Here is a 19,719-nt window from a genome sequence, read left to right as displayed (position 1 = left end):
GAAGTGTTAATATCCGATACGCCCGCCCCTGTCACCGGGATCCGCAGGACGGGTCACGCCCGCGTGAGGGTCAGCGCCGGCGGCGCGGCCCGCGCAGGACCGAAGGCGCGATGAACCAACCGGCCAGCGCGCCGAAGAGATGCCCCTCCCACGCCACGGTCCCGGCGGACAGGAAATGCATGGCGACACTCGCCGCGACGAGCGCCAATCCGAACTGCAACACCGGGCGCGTGTCGAGCCCGCGCGCCTTCAGCGCGATGTAGTCCCACCGCTTCCACGCGGCGATGAAGCCGAAGCCCGCGCCGGAGGCGCCGACCATCGGCACATAGGCCTCTCCTCCCAGCAGCGCGTAGCCGATCGCACCCGCCACCGCGGTCAGCGCGAACAGCGCGAGCATCCGGCCCGCTCCGCCCAGCATCAGCACCAGCCGCCCGACCGCCAGCAGGATCGTGCAGTTGAGAAGCGCGTGGCCGATACCGCCATGCAGGAAGGCATAGCTGAGGAACATCGCGGCGCCCTGGCCGGGATAGATCGCCCCCTCGCCGCCGAGCAGCACTGGCCAGAAGCCGCCATGCGCCAGCAGCCAGCGGCGCGACAGCCCTGGCAGGCCCGCGCCATGCGCCTGGGCCAGCAGCTCGATCGCCATGATGACGCCGACGAGCGCCCAGAGGACCCGCATGTCGGGCCCGGGACGGACCGGATCGGGTTCGGGGGCGGGCTGGGCGAGAGACATGGCACGGCAAATGGTCCACCGGGCGCACCATTTCAATGGACGACCTGCCGTCGGGGGCGGTTTCGCAGCGTTGCGAAAACTCGCGATTGCACGATCGGATCCGCGACATATTCTAAGTAACGAATGTCAGGAGCGCCGGTGAAGCAGAACGAACGACAAGTCTTGGAAAGAATGCGCGTCGGCGATCTACGTATTCGCGGGCTGCTGCTCACCATCTTCGCCGATCTGATACTGCCGCGGGGCGGAGAGCTCGGCATCGCGGAACTGCAGAAGATCGTCGTGGCCATCGGTCTGGAACCGGGCGCGGTGCGCACCGCGACCTCGCGCCTGGTCGCGGATGGCAGGCTTCGCAGGCGGCGCGAAGGGCGCCACAGCATCTACCGGATGAGCGAGCGGCAACTGACCCGCGTGACGGAACTGGTGCCGCGCGTCTATGCCGCTAGCGGACCGGGCGAGAGCGCCAATTGGCTGATGGTCTGGCTCGAGGAGGATCATTGCGCGCAAGCGCTGCGCGAAGCGGGCTTCCTGTGCCCGGCGCCCCAATTGTTCCTGTGGCCACTGTCCAAGGGCGCGCCGCCCGACATCCTGCCCTCGGATGCGATCCTGTGCCGCGGCCCGCTGACCCTGCCCGCAAGACGGCGCGCGGCGTTGTGCCGTCCCGAGGTGCTCGACGCGATCCGGGCACTCGGCGCGGATCTGCAGGCGGTGGCGGCCCTCGACGATATCTCGGAGGAGGTGGCCATCGGCATACGGGTGCTCATGATCCATCGCTGGCGCAACCTGATCCTCGACCATCCCGACCTGCCGCCCGAGGTGCAGCCGTCCGACTGGCCGGTCGAGGAGGTGCGCGGCGCCGTCGCGTCCTGCTACCGCAAGCTGATGCAGCCCAGCGAACATTGGCTGCGCCGCAACATCCCGCAATTCGCCGAGACGCCCTGGAACGACCTGCCGACGCGGTTCTAGGCGTGCCGCTCGGGGCTACCCTCAGTCCGAGACGTTGAAGTGCCCCACGTCCGGCTCGGCGCTGCGCAAGCGCAGGTAGCCAAGCACGCGGTTCTCCCGCTTGGGGTCGATCACCAGCATCTCGCCCTCGTAGACGTGGAAATCCGTCACCTCGTCGATATTGGTGAAGTGGCTGATGATGAGCAGCGGGCCGTCTTCCGACCCCTCCCATGCGCTGATCCGCTCACGCAGCGGCTCGGCGGTGCGGGCGCCCTGCAAGGACAGCAGCAGGTTGACGTTGCTGTCGATCTCGACGTCCACGGCGTCCGCGTACTCGGGATCGACGCGCTGCATCCCGATCATCAGATTGTCGAGGGTCTGGCGGTTGCGGCACCATTCGCTCGTCACGATCTCGCCGAATCGGATGTCGTTGGCGGTCAGCAGTGTGCCCAGCTCCCGCATGCGGGCCATGCCGAAGGACGTCATGATCCGCTGGTTGGAGCAATCAGTCGGGGCGACGTTCTCGATATCGCGCTTGGACCAGTCGGTCGGCCCGTGCCGCATCAGGAACACCACATCGTCGCGGAACAGGTCGTCGAGCATCTGCCACGGCTCGAACTGCAGGTTGCCGTCGGGCTCCTCGTCCTCCAGCTCCAGATAGAACGAAGCGGTCATCTGGCCCATATGGGTTGAGATCCGCCGGACTTCGCCCCGGTCCTCACCCGTTGCGTCGACACCCTGCGCGAACAGCGGCGTGGCGATCATCAGGGCGCCCAGTGCGCCGGTCATCAGGGCCTTCAACATGGGTCGCCTCCGCGGATACATTGTCCTGAAAAGCAAATGGCGGGTGCGCGACCCCTGTCAAGGCTGCGCACCCCGGCGACAAATCACCACGGCGTGACCGGCTCAACGGTCGGGGCGCGCTTCCAGCCCCGCGGAGTCGAGCACCAGCGGCGCGAAGTAGATCGGAAATTGGTAGAGTGCCACGAACAGCGCCAGCTGCGGATCGTACGGCAGCGCGGCGAGGTAGAGCGCGACCGTCCGGTTGGCGCCGGTCACCGCGAAGACGCCAGCCGTGGTGCGCGGCACCAGCCGCTCCCCGACCATCAGCACCGCGATCATCGTGGCCGAGCCGAGCAGGATCGACAGGATGCCCACGCCCGCGGCCCTCCACGGATCGGCCAGCATGGTCGCGGCCACCCCGTCGAACAGCGGGAAGGCGAAGACCACCATGATGCAGGCCGCTAAGCCATCGAAGCTGCGGCCCGAGGCGGCGATGCGTGCCTCGCCCAAAACCGCCTTCATCATCAGGGCCAGCACCACCCCGCCCGCGATCATTGCGCCGAGCTTCAGCGCCAACGCGCCGACCGCGACATCGCCCAAATCCGGCAGCAACAGCACCTGCAGAGGTGGCGAGATCAGCGGCGTCAGCAGGGTGGCGAGGATCGTGACCTCCACCGCCCGCTGCGCGTCGTAGCGCATCAGAAAGCAGATGCTGGCCGAGGATGCGATCGGCGGCGCCAGCGCGAACAGCACCGGCAGCGCGCGCCAGTCGGGTGGCAGCACCGCCCCCAGTGCCCAGAGGGCCATAGCGGCCACGGGCATCATCGCGGCGATCGTCAGCAGCCTTTCCGCCAGAACGCGCGGCTGGGCGACACGTCGCAAGACGAGGCGCAGATCAATGCGCGCCATCGCCATCGCCAGCACCAGGCTGACCAGGAACGGCAAGGCCGGGCGCAGCGCGGCCGCCGCCCCCGGCATCAGGAGGGCCGCGACGCAGCCCCCCGCCATCACCCATCGCGCCTGCCCGCCGATCGCGGCGAGAAGGCCGCTCATCCGCTACATCGCATTGGGTAGCGCCGTGACCAGCCCCGGAAACGCGACGATCAGCACCAGCCCCAGCATCAGCAGCAGGAAGAAGGGCAGCGCGGCCCGCGCGACGCGCAGGATGTCGATGCCCGTCAGCCCCTGGATGACGAAGAGATTGAAGCCGACCGGCGGTGTGATCTGGCTCATCTCAACGACGATGACGAGGTAGATGCCGAACCACAGCGGGTCGATGCCAACGGCCTGCACCATCGGCAGGATGATCGCCGTGGTCAGCACCACCACCGAAATTCCGTCGAGGAAACAGCCCAGGATCACGAAGAACACGGTCAGTGCGGCCAGCAGCGCATAGGGCGACAGGCCGAAGCCTCCGATCCAGGCGGCGAGGTTGCGCGGCAGACCCGTGTAGCCCATCGCCGTGGTCAGGAAGGCCGCCCCGATCAGGATGAACGCGATCATGCACGAGGTGCGCGTCGCACTCATCAGCGCCGCCCGGAACTCCGCCATGCCGAACCCACCCGACAGGACGGCCAGCAGCAGCGCCAGAACGACTCCGAGTGCCGCCGCATCGGTGGGCGAGGCGATGCCCGCGTAGATCGAGCCGATCACGCCCGCGATCAGCCCCAGCACCGGGATCAGGCGGCGGGAGGCGCGCAGCTTCTCGCGCAGCGCGACCCGCTCGGGCGCGGGAGGGATCAGGTCGGGGTCGAGCAGTGCTCGCACCGCGACATAGGCCGCGAACAGCACCACCAGCATCAGCCCCGGCAGGATGCCCGCCACGAACAGCCGCGCGATGGATTGCTCGGTCGCCACGCCATAGACGATCAGGATGATCGAGGGCGGGATCAGCAGCCCCAGCGTGGCGGAGCCTGCGAGCGTCCCGATGATCAGCCGCTCGGGATAGCCGCGGTCGGTCAGCTCCGGCACGCTCATCCGCCCGATCGTGGCAGCGGTGGCGGCCGAGGAGCCGGAGACGGCGGCGAAGATCGCGCAGCCCAGGATGTTGACGTGCAGCAGCCGCCCCGGAGCGCGACCCAGCCACGGTGCGAGGCCCGAGAACATGTCCTGGCTGAGGCGGGAGCGCAGCAGCACTTCCCCCATCAGGATGAACAGCGGCAGCGCGGTCAGCGCCCAGCTGTGCGAATGGCCCCAGATGACGGTGGCCAGCACGAAGCCCGGATCGGGATTGGCGAAGACGGCGATGGCGATGAAGGCGGTCATGGTCAGCGCCAGCGCCACCCAGACCCCGCCCGCCAGCAACAGGAGAAGCGCGCCCAGGAGGACGAGCGCGACGAGAGGATCGCTCATTCCGCACCCCCGGCGTCGATCATCACCGGCCCGCGGGCCATGATGCTTTCGATCAGCGTATGCACGAAGGCGATGGTCAGGATGGCGAGCCCGGCAGCCACCGGCACCTGCACGGTCCATAGCGGAATGGAGACCATGCCGGTCGAGCGGTCGCCATAGTGCAGGCTTTCGAGCACCAGCGCGCCCGTGTACCAGGTCGCGAAGGCGGTCATCGCGGCTGCGAGCGCGAGGGCCAGCATCTCCATCACCCAGCGCGCCGTCAGCGGCAGCCGGTCTGTCAGCAGCCCCACCCGGATGTGCCCGCCGCGCCGCAGCGTGTGCGCCAGCGCCAGGAACGAGGCGGAGGCCAGCATGAAGCCCGCGAACTGTGCATAGGACGGGATCGTGTAGGACAAGCCCGGTCCGCCCAGCCGTGCGAGAATGTTGAGGACGATCTGTGCCGAGACGAGCAGGCAGATCGCGAGGATGGCGAGCGCCGCGATCGCGCCCGCGAGATCATATAGACGGTCGAGGCCGCGTCGCATGTCACCGTTCTCCCTGAATTGGTGGCCGGTCCCGCGGTGACGCGCGGGACCGGCTGCGACGTCGTTACTCGGACTCGTAGGCTTCGAGGATGCCCAGCGCCTCTTCCGACGCGCCCTCGCGCAGGGTGGTCAGCATCTGGGCGCCGATCTCCTGCAGGCCCGCGACCAGTTCCTCGGACGGCTCGACGATGGTGATGCCGTTATCGGCCATGACCTGCGTCTTCTCCTCGGCTTCCGCCGCCGACATCTCCCACCCGCGGGTCTCGGCCGCCTCGGCCGCGTCCAGCACGATCTGCTGCGTTTCCTCGTCCAGCCCATCGAAGGCGCGCTGGCTGACGACGACGATGTTCTTCGGCACCCAGGCGTTGATCGGCGTGTAGTGCGTCACGAAATCCCACGCAGCCGAGTTCGCGCCGGTCGACGGCGAGGTGATCATCGCCTCGACCTGGCCGGTGGCGAAGGCCTGGGGAATGTCGGTCGCCTCGACCTGCACCGGGGCGGCGCCTGCGATCTGTGCGAATTCCTCGAGCTGGGCGTTATAGGCGCGGAAGCGCAGGCCCGACAGATCCTCGACCGTCGCGATCTCGCCATTGGTATAGAGACCCTGCGCCGGCCACGGCACGGAGAACAGCGGCATCAGCCCTTCCTCGGCCAGCAGCTCGGCGACCACCGGCTCCTGCAATTCCCACAGGCGCTGGGCATCCTCGTAGGAGGTTGCGAGGAACGGCTGGCTGTCGAGCCCGTAGGCGGCGTTCTCGTTGTTCAGTCGGGACAGGAAGAACTCCCCCGCCTGCGCGAGGCGCGAGCGCACGGCGTTCTTGATCTCCTCGTGCGGGAACAGCGACCCGCCGGAATGGACCGTGATGTCGAGCTCGCTGCCCGTCGCCTCGCGGATCTCGTCGGCGAATTCCATGATGTTGACAGTGTGGAAGGTCGCGTTGCCATAGGGCGTGGGCATGTCCCAGCTTTGCGCGGCAAGCGGCGTTGCGGTGGCGAGCACCGCGGCGGTGACGATTGCATGTTTCATGTCTGACTCCCTGTTTTGACATGTCGCTATCATTACGTTGACAAATTGTCATCGTTCAGAAATGAATGCAACACATTCTTGAGCCGACCGGGAGATGGGGCAATGACAAACCGCGCCGACGCGAAATGGGAATTCTGGATCGACCGGGGCGGCACCTTCACCGATATCGTAGGGCGCAGGCCCGACGGCACCCTCGTCACCGACAAGCTGTTGAGCGAGAACCCCGAACGTTATGCCGACGCGGCGGTCGAGGGCATCCGCCGGATGCTCGGGGTCGCCCCCGGTGAGCCGATCCCCGAGGGCCGCGTCGCCGCAGTCAAGATGGGCACGACCGTCGCCACCAACGCCCTGCTGGAGCGGAAGGGTACGCGGACCGCGCTCGTCATCACCCGGGGCTTCGCCGACCTGCCCCGCATCGGTTACCAGACGCGGCCCCGACTCTTCGACCTCGACATCCACTTGCCCGAGCTATTGCAGGAACGGACGATCGAGGCCGCCGAACGGCTCGATGCCGCGGGCGAGGTGCTGAGCGCACTCGACGAGGATACGCTGCGCCGCGACTTGCAACAGGCCCGCATGGCGGGGTGCGAGGCCGTGGCCATCGCGCTGCTGCACGCCTGGCTCAACCCGGTGCACGAACAGCGCGCCGCGGAGATCGCGCGCGACGTCGGCTTCACCCAGGTCTCCACCAGTCACGAGACCTCGCGCCTGATCCGCATCGTCCCGCGCTGCGACACCACCGTCGCGGACGCCTATCTCTCCCCCGTGCTACGCCGTTATATCGACCGGGTGGATAGCGCGTTGGGCGACGGGGCCGACCGGCTAATGTTCATGCAATCCTCCGGCGGGCTGACCGATTCCGACCTGTTTCAGGGCCGCGATTCGATCCTTTCGGGTCCCGCGGGCGGCATCGTCGGGATGGCCCGCACCGGGGCCGAGGCGGGGCGCACCCGGCTGATCGGTTTCGACATGGGCGGCACTTCGACCGATGTCAGCCACTATGCGGGCGCCTACGAGCGCAGCTTCGAGACCGAGGTCGCGGGCGTGCGGCTCTGCGCGCCGATGATGGACATCCACACGGTCGCGGCGGGTGGCGGCTCGATCCTGCAATTCCGCGACGGGCGCTATCTCGTTGGCCCCGAAAGCGCGGGGGCCGATCCCGGCCCGGCCTGCTACCGGCGCGGTGGGCCGCTGACGGTGACGGATGCGAACGTCATGCTCGGCAAGCTGTCGCCTGACCACTTCCCACCCGTCTTCGGCCCGAACGGAGATCTGCCGCTCGACCGCGACGTCGTGGCGGAGAAGTTCACCGCCCTCGCCGCCGAGATCGCCGCCGCCACCGACACCGCGCCGACGCCCGAGCAGGTGGCCGAGGGCTTCCTCGCCGTCGCGGTCGACAACATGGCCCGCGCCATCCGCCGCATCGGGACCGAGCGTGGACACGACCTGCGCGCCTACACGCTTGCCTGTTTCGGCGGCGCGGGCGGCCAGCATGCCTGCCTGGTGGCCGAGGCGCTGAACATGACCCGCGTGATGGTGCACCCCTTCGCGGGCGTGCTCTCGGCCTATGGCATGGGCCTCGCCGATATCCGTGCGCTGAACGAGCGGCAATTCGACGCCCCGCTCGACCGCGCGGCAGAGGCGGCGGAGATGCTCGATTCGATGGCTGCCCGTGCATTGCGGGAGCTGACGGGACAGGGCATCGCCCCCGATCAGGCCACGGTCACGCGCCGCGCCCGCCTGCGCTATGACGGGTCCGAGCAGGGCATCGACGTGCCCTTCGGCCGGGCCCCGGCGATGGCAGAGGCCTTCGCCGCCGCGCACAAGGCGCGATTCGGCTTCGACCTGCCGGAGCGGACGATCCTCTTCGACATGCTGATGGCGGAGGCCGTGGGCGATACCGGTGCCGAGGCCACGCCCGAAATCGGCTGCGGCGCGCTGCCCGACCCGGCGGACACCCTCTCGATCTGGCGCGGCGACGCGCATGGCGCCGTGCCGCTCTACGCGCGTGGCGATCTGCCCGCCGGTGCCGTGATCGACGGCCCCGCCGTCCTGAGCGAGCCGACCGGCACCACGGTGATCGAGTCGGGCTGGCGCGCGCAGGTGGATGAGCGGGGCACGCTCCTGCTGGAGCGGATCGCCGCCCCCGCCCAGGTCGATGGCGACACCCGCGCCGATCCGGTGCGGCTGGAACTCTACAACAACCTTTTCATGTCGGTGGCCGAGCGCATGGGTGCGACCCTCGCCCTGACCGCACAATCGGTGAACATCAAGGAGCGCTACGATTTCTCCTGCGCGGTGTTCGACTCGGAGGGCAACCTCGTCGCCAACGCGCCGCACGTGCCGGTGCATCTGGGCTCCATGTCCGATTCGGTGCGTAGCGTGATCGCGACCGCAGGGGCGGATCTGGCCGAGGGCGATGCCTGGATGCTCAACTCCCCCTATCGCGGCGGCACGCACCTGCCCGACATCACTGTCATCACGCCGGTCTTCGTCGACGGGCGGCTCAGCTTCTGGACCGCGTCGCGCGGGCACCATGCCGACGTGGGGGGGCGCACCCCCGGTTCCGCCCCACCCGATTCGACGCATATCGAGGAGGAGGGCGTGCTGATCGACCCGGTGCGCATCGTAACCCGTGGCGCGCTGGACGAGCCGGGCATCCGCACCATCCTCGGCTCGGGCCGCTACCCGTGCCGCAACCCCGACCAGAACCTCGCCGATCTCGGCGCGCAGATCGCCGCGAACGAGACCGGGCGGCAGGCGCTGGTCGAGACCTGCGCCGACCACGGTGCCGACGTGGTGCGCGCCTATGCCAGCCACGTGCAGGACAACGCGGAGAAGGCCGTGCGCGGCGTGATCGCAGAGCTTGGCGACGGCACTTGCGACTACCTCCTCGATCACGGCGCGCGAATCAGGGTCGCAGTGCGCATCGACGCGGACGGGCAGGGGGCCGAGGTCGATTTCACCGGCACCTCCCCCCAGCACGAGGGCAACTACAACGCGCCCTTCTCCATCGCCTGCGCAGTCGTGCTCTACGTCTTCCGAACGCTGGTCGGGCGCGACATGCCGATGAACGAGGGGTGCCTCAAGCCCATCCGCATCATCGCTCCGCTCGGCTCGATGGTGAACCCCGTTGAGCCAGCCGCCGTCATCTCCGGCAATACCGAGGTCAGCCAGTCCATCGCCGACGCGCTGTTCCAGGCGCTCGGCGTGATCGCGGGCAGCCAGGGCACGATGAACAACTTCGTTTGGGGGACGGAGGCTTTCCAGAATTACGAGACCATCGCGGGCGGCTGCGGCGCCGGGCCGGGCTGGAACGGTGCGAGTGCTGTGCAAAGCCACATGACCAATACCCGCATGACCGATCCGGAGGTGCTGGAACGCCGCTTCCCCGTGCGGCTGGATCATCTGAAGATCCGACGCGGCTCTGGCGGGGCGGGCGAGTGGACCGGGGGCGACGGCATGGACCGGCTGCTGACATTCCTGGAGCCGGTGACGGTGACGACCCTCAGTTCGCACCGTATCGTGCCGCCCGCCGGTGCGAAGGGCGGGGAGGATGGCGCGCTCGGCATCAACTCGGTGATCCGCCCGGATGGGGAGGAGCGGCTCGGCCCCAATGTCGAGCTGCGCCTGAAGGCCGGGGAGGCCTTCCGCATGCTGACCCCGGGCGGCGGCGGCTGGGGCTGAGCGGCACCGCACGACAAAGGCTCCACTCCCGGCAAGGGGGCGGAGCCTTCGTACACCCGGCTGGCAGGAGATCAGGCTTCGAGCGCCCGGCGCAGGATCTCCACCTCCTCGGCGATCTGGCTGTCGGTCTGTTTCAGTTCCTCGACCCGCTTGACCGCGTGCATCACGGTGGTGTGGTCGCGTCCCCCGAACTTGCGCCCGATCTCGGGCAGGCTCTTGGAGGTCAGGGTCTTGGCGAGATACATCGCGATCTGGCGCGGCCGCGCGATGGCCCGCGCGCGGCGGGCGGACATCAAGTCGGCCATGCGCAGGTTGTAGAACTCCATCACCTTGCGGATGATCTCGTCGATCGTCACCTTCCGCTCCGACGCGCGCAGCAGGTCAGCAAGCGTCTCGTGCGTCATCTCCATGTCGATCTTTCGCCCGACGAGGGACGAGAACGCGAACAGACGGTTCAGCGCGCCCTCGAGCACACGTACGTTCGTGCTGACCCGATGCGCGAGGAAATCGATGACCTTGTCGTCGATCTCGATGCTCGGATCCTTCTCCCGGTGTGCGTCCAGCTTCGATTGCAGGATGCCCAGCCGCAGCTCGAAATCCGTCGGATGCAGGTCGGCGACGAGGCCCCATTGCAGGCGCGACTTGATGCGATCCTCCAGCCCGTCGATCTCTCCCGGCGCCCGGTCGGCGGAAATGATGACCTGTTTGTTCTGGTCGATCAGCGCGTTGAACGTGTGGAAGAATTCTTCCTGCGTCGACTCCTTGCCCGCGATGAACTGCACATCGTCGACCATCAGCACGTCGACCGAGCGGAACAGCTTCTTGAACCCGATCGTGTCCTTGAACCGCAGCGCCTGGACGAAGCGGTACATGAATTGCTCCGCCGACAGATAGAGCACGCGGAAATCCGGGTTCTCCTCCTGCAGCTTCCAGGCGATCGCGTGCATCAGGTGCGTCTTGCCGAGGCCCACGCCGCCATAGAGGACCAGCGGGTTGAAAGAGACATCACGCCCCTCGGCCACGCGGCGTGCGGCGGCATGGGCCAGCTCGTTGGGCTTGCCCACGACGAAGCGATCGAAGGTGAAGCGCGGATCGAGCGGCGCGCCCGGCAGGCTCTCCGTCTCGGCGCTGTCCTGCAGGGGGGGTGAGGGCGTCCGTTCGCCCGCAGGCGTGGCCGCCTTGCGCGCGGCGGCGGGGGCTACGGCGAATTTCAGACGGTTCACCGCGTAGCCTTCGCGCGCAAAATGGGACCGGATGCGGTCGCCGTAATTACGCTCCACCCAATTGCCGATGAAGCTGGTGGGGGCGGCGAAATGCGCCGTGCCTTCGTCGATCTTGTCGAGCGACAGCGGGTCGATCCAGCTTTGATAGGCTTCCTTGCCGATCGATTGGCGCATATCCGTGCGAATGCGCCCCCAGGCGTCCAAGTCCGACATGATCTTTCCGTCCCGCTTCAAACCGTTCCGAGACCGGACCGAAGAACGGACCGGCAGGCATGTTTTCGTCCGGGGCCGCTGGTGAGGCGGGCCCCCGTTTCCGTCAGGTTTGTCGCCAAGGTAGGTCCGCGGCCTTCCAGCCGTTGAGGCGACCGCGATGCCCTTCGGCATCGACGTCGCCCTCGAACCCCTCTGCGACATTGATGCAGCGGATGGGCGTGCCTGCCTCCTCCATACGCTGCTGGACCGCTGCGGCCGCACTTTGCGATCGCGCACCGGATCGGCACAGGAACAGCACGGTTTCGGGCATCCGCCCGCCGAACTGCTCGACCAGTTCATCGACGAACGCGTCGTTGCGCGCCATGTCGGGGAACTGCTGCCATTGGACGAGCGCCATACGGTTTTCCGTTTCGCTGAGATCGGGCAGTCCGACGAAGCTCCATTCCGCCTTCGTCCGGACATCGACCAGCGCTGCCTCAGAGTCGGACCGGAGCGTCTCGTAGGCGTCCTTTGGTCCCATCTGCTCGATCTGTGGCACGCGCGTTCTCCCCGTCTCGTCGTCCTGCCGACTCTCGCGTCGGCGTAGGATCGACACTAGTCCGAGTCGGGCGCGTGCGGCAAGGGAAACCCCCTGCCTAAGCTGTTAAAAATATTAGGTTATTTTACTCAACGTCAGCAGCGACCCCGCGCGGTATCGACCGGGCGGGGTGTCGCGCTGCGAACGCTGTGCATGGGATTTTTGATGTTCGAAAAGGTGTAGGCAGGCCCCTCGATTCGAGCAACGGGACCAGAATAGGAACATCTTGCTTCACGTGCGCATCGTTGCGTCGTTGCAACCCTGACGTGTGCGACAACGAAAACGGGACGCCTCGCCGAGGCGTCCCGTACGGATTGTTCCGTGGTGCTTTGCTGCGTGTGGTCTCAGCGGGGGCCGAAGCCTCAGGCGGACATCGCCTTCACGCGGCCCGCCAGGCGGGAGATCTTGCGCGATGCGGTGTTCTTGTGCAGCACGCCCTTGGTCACGCCACGCGCGATCTCGGGCTGCGCGGCCTGAAGGGCCTCGCGTGCCTTGTCCTGGTCGCCGCCTGCGATCGCTTCCTCGACCTTGCGCAGGAAGGTGCGGATGCGCGAGCGGCGCGCCTTGTTCACTTCGGTGCGGCGCTCGATCTGGCGCACGCGCTTTTTCGCTGAAGGCGTATTTGCCATGTCTGATTCCGGTCTTTGCTTCAAAGATGAGCCGCGCAGATACACCCGCGCGGCATGTGTGTCAACGGGCGTGGGCCAGGCTCACAGATCGCGGAATTTCGGGGTCCGCTTCTCGGTGAAGGCGGCCATGCCCTCGGTCTGGTCCTCGGTCGCGAACAGCGAGTGGAACACCCGCCGCTCGAACAGCAGGCCCTCGCGCTGGGTGGTCTCGTAGGCGCGGTTGACGGATTCCTTCACGGCCATCACGGCGATCTGCGATTTCTCGGCAATCTTGCCCGCGGCCTTCAATGCCTCGTCCACCAGTTCCTTGGCGGGGACGATGCGGCTGACGAGACCGCAGCGCTCGGCCTCCTCGGCCTCCATGAAGCGGCCGGTCAGGTTCATCTCCATCGACTTGGACTTGCCCACGATGCGCGTCAGGCGCTGCGTGCCGCCGAGACCCGCCATGACGCCGAGGTTGATCTCGGGCTGGCCGAACTTCGCGGTGTCCGAGCAGATGATGAGGTCGCACATCATCGCCAATTCGCATCCACCGCCCAGCGCAAAGCCCGACACGGCCGCGATGATCGGCTTGCGCGTGCGGATGATCGCCTCGCTCTGCTCTGTGAAATAATCGGTGGAGAACATGTCGACGAAGGACTTCTCCGACATCTCCTTGATGTCCGCCCCGGCGGCGAACGCCTTTTCCGAGCCGGTCAACACGATCGCGCGGACGTTCTCGTCCTTGTCCCACGCGGCCAGCACGTCCGACAGCTCGGTCAGGAGCTGGGCGTTCAGCGCGTTCATCGCATCGGGTCGGTTCAGCCGGATCAGCCCGACATAGTCGGACACTTCGGTGATCAGCATCTCGTAGGCCATGCGAAAAATTCCTTTCCCTCGCCATCTGAGCGTGCGGGCGGGTTTGAATTGGCCGCGAGCTTATTGCAAGTGCTTTCCCCGCCTATCCCTGACATGCGGGACAGTGGAAGGACGATCGCCCGGACTGCACGATCCGCTCTACCGGGCTGGTGCATCCGAGGGTGCGGCAGGGCTCCCCCTCTCGCCCGTAAACGGCGAAACTGTGCTGGAAATAGCCCAATTCCCCGTCCGCCTGGCGGTAGTCGCGCAGGCTGGATCCTCCGGCCGCGATGGCATCCTCCAGAACCTCGCGGATCGCGCGGGTCAGCGTGTCAATCTGACGCCGCGTAATGTCGCGCGCCTGCCGCGTGGGTGCGATGCCCGACCGCCACAGCGCCTCGCAGACATAGATATTGCCCAGCCCCGCCACGATTCGTTGATCCAGCAGCGCCGCCTTGATCGGCGTCGCGCGCCCCGCCAGCCGCTCGGCCAGGTACGCCTCGGAAAAGGCATTGTCGAACGGCTCCGGCCCCAGCACCGCGATCAGCCGGTGCGTGTCGAGCGCATTCGTCGCCGCCAGATCCATCGCGCCGAAGCGCCGCGCGTCGTTGAAGGTGATCCGGGTGCCGCCCTCCATGTCGAAGACGACATGGTCGTGCTTCTCGGGCGCGGGATGGTAGTGGTGGAAATGGCCGGGCACTGCGTCGCCCTCGGGTGCCGCGATGGTCATGCGGCCCGACATTCCCAGATGCACGATAAGCGTCTCGCCCCGGTCTAGGTCCGCCAGCAGGTATTTCGATCGCCGCCCCAGCCGCGTGATGCGCGCGCCCGTCAGCCGCTCCGCCATCCGCTCGGGGAAGGGCCAGCGCAGGTCGGGGCGGCGCACGTCGGCGCGCGCGATCACCCGCCCTTCCATGTGGGGCTGCAAACCGCGGCGCACGGTCTCGACCTCGGGCAGTTCGGGCATCGGCTCCTCCGCTGGTTCGCCCGATGAGATGGCCGCGCGCTTGCGCGGGTGCAAGCCCCGCGGACGCGGCCATATCGCGCGCTTTCCAATCCTGCGCCAATCGCTAGGTTGCCACCCGAGAGACCGGACTGGAGAGGCAGGCCCATGAGCGACGATCAGACCACCCATTTCGGCTATCAGACCGTGCCCGAGGGCGAGAAGGCCGGCCGCGTGCATGGGGTCTTCACCTCCGTCGCCTCGAAATACGACGTGATGAACGACGTGATGAGCATGGGCATCCACCGCATCTGGAAGGATGCGCTGATGGACTGGCTCGCCCCGCGCCCGCACCAGCACCTGCTCGACGTGGCGGGCGGGACCGGCGACGTCGCGTTCCGGTTCCTGAAACGCGGCGGCGGGCAGGCCACGGTCTGCGACATGACCGAATCCATGCTGATCGAAGGTCAGCAACGCCCCGAGGCGCAGGGCGCGCCCATCGACTGGGTGGTGGGCGACGCGATGGACCTGCCCTTCGCGGACAACAGCTTCGACGCCTACACCATCAGTTTCGGCATCCGGAACGTGACCCGTCCGCAAAAGGCACTGGAAGAGGCGTTCCGCGTCCTGCGCCCGGGCGGGCGCTTCATGTGCTTGGAGTTCAGTCGGATCCCCAACGACATGATGCAGAAGGCCTACGATCTCTATTCCTTCAACGTCATACCCCGCATGGGCAAGGCGATCGCCAATGACGCGGACAGCTACCAGTATCTCGTCGAATCGATCCGCCGCTTCCACGATCAGGACACGTTCGCGGGCATGGTACGCGCCGCGGAGTTCGAACAGGTCGCCTACCGCAACCTGACCATGGGAATCGCCTGCCTGCATTCGGGGTGGAAGATTTGAACCCGATCTCCAACCTCTGGCGGCTGATCCGGACCGGGGCGACCTTCCAGCGGACCGGCGCGCTCGACGTCGCGATGCGGGAAATGGGCGCCCCCGACGGGCTGCGCCGCTTTGCCAAGGTGGTGATGTGGCCCGTCCAGTGGCTGGGGGAGAAGGGCGATCCGGCCCAGCCGCCGGTCGTGCGCGCGATCACCGCGCTGGGTCCATCCTACGTCAAGTTCGGGCAGATCCTCTCGACCCGGCCCGACGTGACGGGGCCGGAACTGTCGGCGCAGCTGCGCGTGTTGCAGGACAAGCTGCCGCCCTTTGACACCACGCTCGCCCGCGCCGAGGTCGCGCGGGAACTGGGTGCACCCGTCGAGACGCTGTTCTCCGAGTTCAGCGAACCGGTCGCCGCCGCCTCCATCGCGCAAGTCCACCGCGCCCGCGTCGCGGCGACGGGGCGCGAGGTTGCGGTCAAGGTGCGCCGTCCCGGCATCGCCCGCGCCTTCGCCCGCGATATCGGCGCGTTCTACTTCGTCGCCCGCGTGATCGAGGTGCTGTCGCCCAAGACGCGGCGATTGAAGCCCACGGCGGTCATCGCCCATTTCGACGGTGTCGTGCAGCAGGAGCTCGACTTCCGCCTCGAAGCCTCCGCCGGGGCGGAGTTCGCCGCCAACTCCGCCGACGATCCCGGCTTCCGCGTGCCCGAGGTGATCTGGCCGCTCTCCGCCCAGACGGTGCTGACGACCGAATGGGTGTCGGGCACCAATATGGGAGACGTCGAAGGCCTGCGCGCGCGCGGCGTGGACATGACGGCGATGGGCGCGAAGGTCATCCAGGTCTTCCTCGACCACGCGCTTCGCGACGGCTATTTCCATGCCGACATGCATCAGGGCAACCTCAAGGTCGGCCCCGACGGTGATCTCGTCGCGCTCGATTTCGGCATCATGGGTCGGATCGACGCCTATACCCGCCGGGTGTATGCCGAGATCCTGTTCGGCTTCCTGCGCAAGGATTACCAGCGCGTCGCCGAGGTCCATTTCGAGGCGGGCTACGTTCCCCCCGACCGCGACATGGAACTGTTCGCCCAGTCGCTCCGCTCGGTGGCCGAGCCGATCTTCGGGCAGGACGCCTCGCGCATCTCTATGGCGCGGCTGCTCGCCCATCTCTTCGACGTGACCGAGCGTTTCGGAATGGAGACGCGGACCGAGCTGATCCTGCTGCAACGGACCATGGTGGTGGTGGAGGGGGTGGGCCGTTCGCTCGACCCGACCATGAACATGTGGGAGGTCGCGCAGCCGGTCGTCGAGCGCTACATCCGCGACAATATCGGACCCAAGGCCGTGGTCCGCGACCTGGCGGAGACGGCGCGCGTCCTGTCCCGCTTCGGGCCCCTGTTGCCGCACATGGCCGAACGCGCGCTGATCCGCACCAACAACCCGCGCGATGTGCGGGATGATGGCCCGCGCGATCACGGCAACCGCCAACTCATCCTCGGGGTGGCGCTGGGCGCAGGCGGCGTGATCTTGGGCCTGCTGCTCGGCGCAGCGCTGTGACCTCGGCGACCAGCGCCGGGCGGTAGGCCTCTTCCCCCTGCTCGATCCGCCACTGGCAATGGCATGCGATCATCCAGTGAAGCGCGGCCGCAAGCCCCTCGTCCGGTTCCGGCTCTCCGTAGGCGGTGAAGAACGCGGCCCGGTCCTCCTCGCCCGGAGGTGCGCCGCCGTGCAGCAGATGCATCGCGGGCGACAGGAACAGTGCAAGGTCGTGCGCCGCAGGACCCACGGCGGGGCACTGCCAGTCGATCAGCACCGCCGCACCATCGCGCATAAGCATGTTGGCGGGTGTCGGGTCGCCATGCAGCAGCACCGTCGGCCCCGGTGAGGCCACCGGGGGCGGGGCGATCAGCACCAACGCCGTGTCGATGCATTCCGCGAGCACGGCCCGCCCGGCCTCCACCGGGTCGGACCCGATGCATCGCAGCCCGGCAGGCCGTGTCATCCCGTGCAGCTTTCGAAACACCGCTCCCGCCGCCGCGAAATCGCCCTGCCAGGCCTGCCCTCGCACGTAGCGGGTCACCAGCGCGCCCTCGCAGCGTTCCACCGGCTCGGGCGCCAGCTCCGTACTCTCCAGGTGCTGCAATACGGCCCACTCTCCCTCCGCGTCGCGTGGAAACAGCGGAGAAGTCGGTCCCTCCTGCGGTGCACGGATGACAACGTCGCCACCCAGCGCGGACGCGCGCCAGACGTGATGGCTCAGTCCGCCATCCAACGGCTGCCACGCGCCGGGAAAGCGGCGGTGCAGGTCGTCGAGGCTCACCGCACCAGGATCTTCAGCATGTCTCCAGGCTCCAGCGCATCACCCGCGTCGAGGTTGTTGAGCGCCTGCAACCGCTCCAACGCAAGGTCGGGCACCTGCATCTCCGCCGCGATATCCTGCTGGCGGTCCCCCGCGCGCACCGGGCGCAGCGCGATCCGCAAGGGTACCGCCGCGCGACGTTCTGCGGTCGTGGGCGCGCGCGTCGCCTGCGCCATCCGCTGCATCAACGTGATCGCGGCGCTGTCCCCCGCCTCCGCCAGCGTCAGGAACTCCACGATCTCACGCCCGACCTGGCGCGCCTGAACCTGCACGAACAGCTCGGGGCTGTCGGGCTTGTTTCCCAGGGGCAGACGGATCGTCAGGCTGCTGTAGCCGGGGCGGTCGTTCCATTCGAGGCGCGCCGCTCCGCGCGTCCGATCGATCAGGTCGGCCCAATCCCGTTCCAGATAGGCCCGCGGCCCCCCCGGCACGGCCCCGACCGCCTGGAACCCTGTCAGCGCCTCGCCCCGCGGCTCAACGAAGACCGTGTCGCCTTGCATGAAAAGCTCGGCCCCGAAATCGGGCACGGCGATGCCCCGCGCCGGATCGACCCAGGCGTCGGCCAGCAAGAACCCGTCCGTGCCATCCTCGCCCCAGATCATCCCGTCGAGCGCGGCGAGATGGCGCGCTGCTCCGCGCTCGCCCCCGCCATCGCGGATCCGCGACAGGACGATCCGCCGCCGCGTGGCGCCCGAGGGGTGCGTGGCCAGCCGGTCCGCCCGCGCTTCGGGGTCGAAGGCCCGGCCCGCGACCCGCGCGGCCAGCGCGCCGTCCGCGATCATCGCGTCGAGGAAATCGGCCATCGCCCGCGCATCGTAGCCCGCAGCCTCAAGGTAGGTCAGGCCGATCACGTCCGCCTCCGCCTCCTGCTCGCGAGAGAAGGCGGCGACGCTCCTGCGCGCCCGGTCGGCAAGCTGCGCACGCCGATCGGAATCGAGTCGGCCACCCGACTGCGCGACCCGTCCGAACTCGCGTTTCAGGTCCCTGCGCGCCGCGTCGCGCTGCCGCCGCAGGGCGGTGTTGTGATCCGCCTCCACATGCGCGATCTCATGCGCGATGACCGCGGCCAGTTCCGCCTCGTCATTGGCGAGCGCGATCAGGCCGCGCGTCAGGTAGATCAAAGGCCCGTCCTGCGCGAAGGCGTTAATCATGGGACTGTCGAGCACGAAGACGTTCCAGTCGCTGCCGCGCTGCGGCGTGGCCTCGATGACCCGCGCGGTCACCCCTTCAACATAGGCCTGCAGCGCGGCATCCTGCAGCAGTCCGCCTTGGCTCGCCACGAGGGCGAGATGCGTTCCCGCCCGCTCCCGCCCGGTGATCGCGCCGTCCCCCGCGCATCCCAGTAGGGCGACGAGCGACAGGAGGGCGATGAGTCGACGTAGCAGCATGGGCAGATCCTTTGACGAGCGGAAACGATGCGCGAGTGCGTCCACCCTGCCGCAGCCCTCGTCGAGGCAAAACCCCGAAAGGCCGCCCTCGCCCCGAATTGACGATTTCCCGTCGCTGGGGCAGTGTCCGCCCCGGCGGTCCCGTGGCTCAACTGGATAGAGCAGCCCCCTCCTAAGGGGCAGGTTGCAGGTTCGAACCCTGCCGGGATCACCACTCTACAGTGGTGCTGGAATCGTCGGAAGATGAACCGCGGGCCGGCGCGATGTCTGCGCGAGGGCAATACCGAGGCGTCGATCACGGTAATGCTGCGCTGCGGTGCGAAGGCGGCGTGTCCCGGCCTGAGTTAGCCGATATGGGCAGCGACTTCACAGGTCGAGGGTGTGGCCCGACGCTGGAAAGACGCTTGGGCATTAAGAGAAGTTAAGATCGGGCGTCCTTCGACGTCGCTTTGTGCAATTCTTTTGTGCAAGGCGCGGTTCACACGCTCAACACGAAGGCAAATTTAGGTGCGGTGCACAAAAATCGCTCGAAAGACTTGGCATTGCGGGTCTGGGCGGTGCTAGCGTCCGTGGTGCCGATACCGGCCTAGTACGAACGGTCACCGACGGGAAATC

17 protein-coding genes and 1 tRNA gene are annotated in these 19,719 nt (G+C 67.7%); 5 read left to right on the top strand and 13 right to left on the bottom strand.

Annotated features, from left to right (window positions below; translation table 11 throughout):
• Positions 1 to 70: 70 nt before the first annotated feature.
• Complete coding sequence (locus RX333_RS02295) at positions 71 to 733, bottom strand: rhomboid family intramembrane serine protease (RefSeq protein ID WP_316013296.1); 663 nt, start codon at positions 731 to 733, stop codon at positions 71 to 73.
• A gap of 171 nt (positions 734 to 904) precedes the next feature.
• On the opposite strand from RX333_RS02295, the gene RX333_RS02290 reads away from it, so the two are divergent.
• The gene (locus tag RX333_RS02290; RefSeq protein ID WP_316013295.1) at positions 905 to 1,696 is read left to right on the top strand and encodes a PaaX family transcriptional regulator C-terminal domain-containing protein; all 792 of its coding nucleotides are present in this window, start codon (positions 905 to 907) and stop codon (positions 1,694 to 1,696) included.
• A gap of 21 nt (positions 1,697 to 1,717) precedes the next feature.
• Here the strand turns inward: RX333_RS02290 and RX333_RS02285 are convergent, their stop codons facing one another.
• The 5 genes from RX333_RS02285 to RX333_RS02265 all read right to left on the bottom strand — a co-directional run bounded on the left by RX333_RS02285 (position 1,718) and on the right by RX333_RS02265 (position 6,361).
• Positions 1,718 to 2,479: a histidine phosphatase family protein gene (locus tag RX333_RS02285; protein ID WP_316013294.1), complete on the bottom strand. Its 762-nt coding sequence runs from the start codon at positions 2,477 to 2,479 to the stop codon at positions 1,718 to 1,720.
• Between the two features lie 102 nt (positions 2,480 to 2,581).
• Positions 2,582 to 3,511, bottom strand: a complete 930-nt coding sequence (locus RX333_RS02280) for a hypothetical protein (protein ID WP_316013293.1) — start codon at positions 3,509 to 3,511, stop codon at positions 2,582 to 2,584.
• 3 nt (positions 3,512 to 3,514) lie between these two features.
• On the bottom strand, positions 3,515 to 4,810 hold the full coding sequence (locus RX333_RS02275; RefSeq protein ID WP_316013292.1) for a TRAP transporter large permease subunit: 1,296 nt from the start codon (positions 4,808 to 4,810) through the stop codon (positions 3,515 to 3,517).
• On the bottom strand, positions 4,807 to 5,334 hold the full coding sequence (locus RX333_RS02270; protein WP_316013291.1) for a TRAP transporter small permease: 528 nt from the start codon (positions 5,332 to 5,334) through the stop codon (positions 4,807 to 4,809). Before RX333_RS02270 ends, RX333_RS02275 begins: the two co-directional genes overlap by 4 nt.
• Before the next feature lie 64 nt (positions 5,335 to 5,398).
• Entirely contained in the window at positions 5,399 to 6,361 is a 963-nt protein-coding gene (locus tag RX333_RS02265) for a TRAP transporter substrate-binding protein (protein WP_316013290.1), read from the bottom strand.
• 102 nt (positions 6,362 to 6,463) lie between these two features.
• Between RX333_RS02265 and RX333_RS02260 the strand changes: the two genes are divergently transcribed.
• Positions 6,464 to 10,048 carry a hydantoinase B/oxoprolinase family protein gene (locus tag RX333_RS02260; RefSeq protein ID WP_316013289.1) on the top strand — a complete coding sequence of 1,195 codons (3,585 nt, stop codon included), beginning with the start codon at positions 6,464 to 6,466 and terminating at the stop codon, positions 10,046 to 10,048.
• 71 nt (positions 10,049 to 10,119) lie between these two features.
• On the opposite strand, the gene dnaA is transcribed toward RX333_RS02260, so the two are convergent.
• From dnaA to mutM, 5 genes are all read right to left on the bottom strand, one after another.
• Positions 10,120 to 11,484 (bottom strand): chromosomal replication initiator protein DnaA, encoded by a 1,365-nt coding sequence (gene dnaA, locus RX333_RS02255; protein WP_316013288.1) that lies wholly within the window; start codon positions 11,482 to 11,484, stop codon positions 10,120 to 10,122.
• Between the two features lie 103 nt (positions 11,485 to 11,587).
• Positions 11,588 to 12,022 carry a rhodanese-like domain-containing protein gene (locus RX333_RS02250; protein ID WP_316013287.1) on the bottom strand — a complete coding sequence of 145 codons (435 nt, stop codon included), beginning with the start codon at positions 12,020 to 12,022 and terminating at the stop codon, positions 11,588 to 11,590.
• Positions 12,023 to 12,423: 401 nt separating this feature from the next.
• On the bottom strand, positions 12,424 to 12,690 hold the full coding sequence (rpsT, locus tag RX333_RS02245; protein WP_316013462.1) for a 30S ribosomal protein S20: 267 nt from the start codon (positions 12,688 to 12,690) through the stop codon (positions 12,424 to 12,426).
• 81 nt (positions 12,691 to 12,771) lie between these two features.
• Positions 12,772 to 13,548, bottom strand: coding sequence for an enoyl-CoA hydratase (locus RX333_RS02240; RefSeq protein ID WP_316013286.1), 777 nt, complete (start codon positions 13,546 to 13,548; stop codon positions 12,772 to 12,774).
• An 82-nt stretch (positions 13,549 to 13,630) separates the two neighbouring features.
• On the bottom strand, positions 13,631 to 14,494 hold the full coding sequence (gene mutM / locus RX333_RS02235) for a bifunctional DNA-formamidopyrimidine glycosylase/DNA-(apurinic or apyrimidinic site) lyase (RefSeq protein WP_316013285.1): 864 nt from the start codon (positions 14,492 to 14,494) through the stop codon (positions 13,631 to 13,633).
• 144 nt (positions 14,495 to 14,638) lie between these two features.
• Between mutM and ubiE the strand changes: the two genes are divergently transcribed.
• Positions 14,639 to 15,376: a bifunctional demethylmenaquinone methyltransferase/2-methoxy-6-polyprenyl-1,4-benzoquinol methylase UbiE gene (ubiE, locus tag RX333_RS02230; RefSeq protein WP_316013284.1), complete on the top strand. Its 738-nt coding sequence runs from the start codon at positions 14,639 to 14,641 to the stop codon at positions 15,374 to 15,376.
• A complete protein-coding gene (gene ubiB, locus RX333_RS02225; RefSeq protein WP_410056040.1) occupies positions 15,373 to 16,914 on the top strand; it encodes a 2-polyprenylphenol 6-hydroxylase in 1,542 nt (513 codons plus the stop codon). Before ubiE ends, ubiB begins: the two co-directional genes overlap by 4 nt.
• Here the strand turns inward: ubiB and RX333_RS02220 are convergent.
• Both RX333_RS02220 and RX333_RS02215 read right to left on the bottom strand, forming a co-directional pair.
• Entirely contained in the window at positions 16,847 to 17,677 is an 831-nt protein-coding gene (locus RX333_RS02220) for a phosphotransferase (protein ID WP_316013282.1), read from the bottom strand. The genes ubiB and RX333_RS02220 overlap by 68 nt on opposite strands.
• Complete coding sequence (locus RX333_RS02215; protein WP_316013281.1) at positions 17,674 to 19,104, bottom strand: M48 family metalloprotease; 1,431 nt, start codon at positions 19,102 to 19,104, stop codon at positions 17,674 to 17,676. Before RX333_RS02215 ends, RX333_RS02220 begins: the two co-directional genes overlap by 4 nt.
• Before the next feature lie 137 nt (positions 19,105 to 19,241).
• On the opposite strand from RX333_RS02215, the gene RX333_RS02210 reads away from it, so the two are divergent.
• Positions 19,242 to 19,318 (top strand) — tRNA-Arg (locus RX333_RS02210).
• Positions 19,319 to 19,719 lie beyond the last annotated feature (401 nt).

Source organism: Roseobacter sp. HKCCA0434 (assembly GCF_032464675.1).
GTDB lineage: Bacteria > Pseudomonadota > Alphaproteobacteria > Rhodobacterales > Rhodobacteraceae > Pontivivens.
The sequence above is the reverse complement of the archived record's forward strand: the minus strand, read 5'-3'. Positions and strand labels throughout refer to the sequence as shown.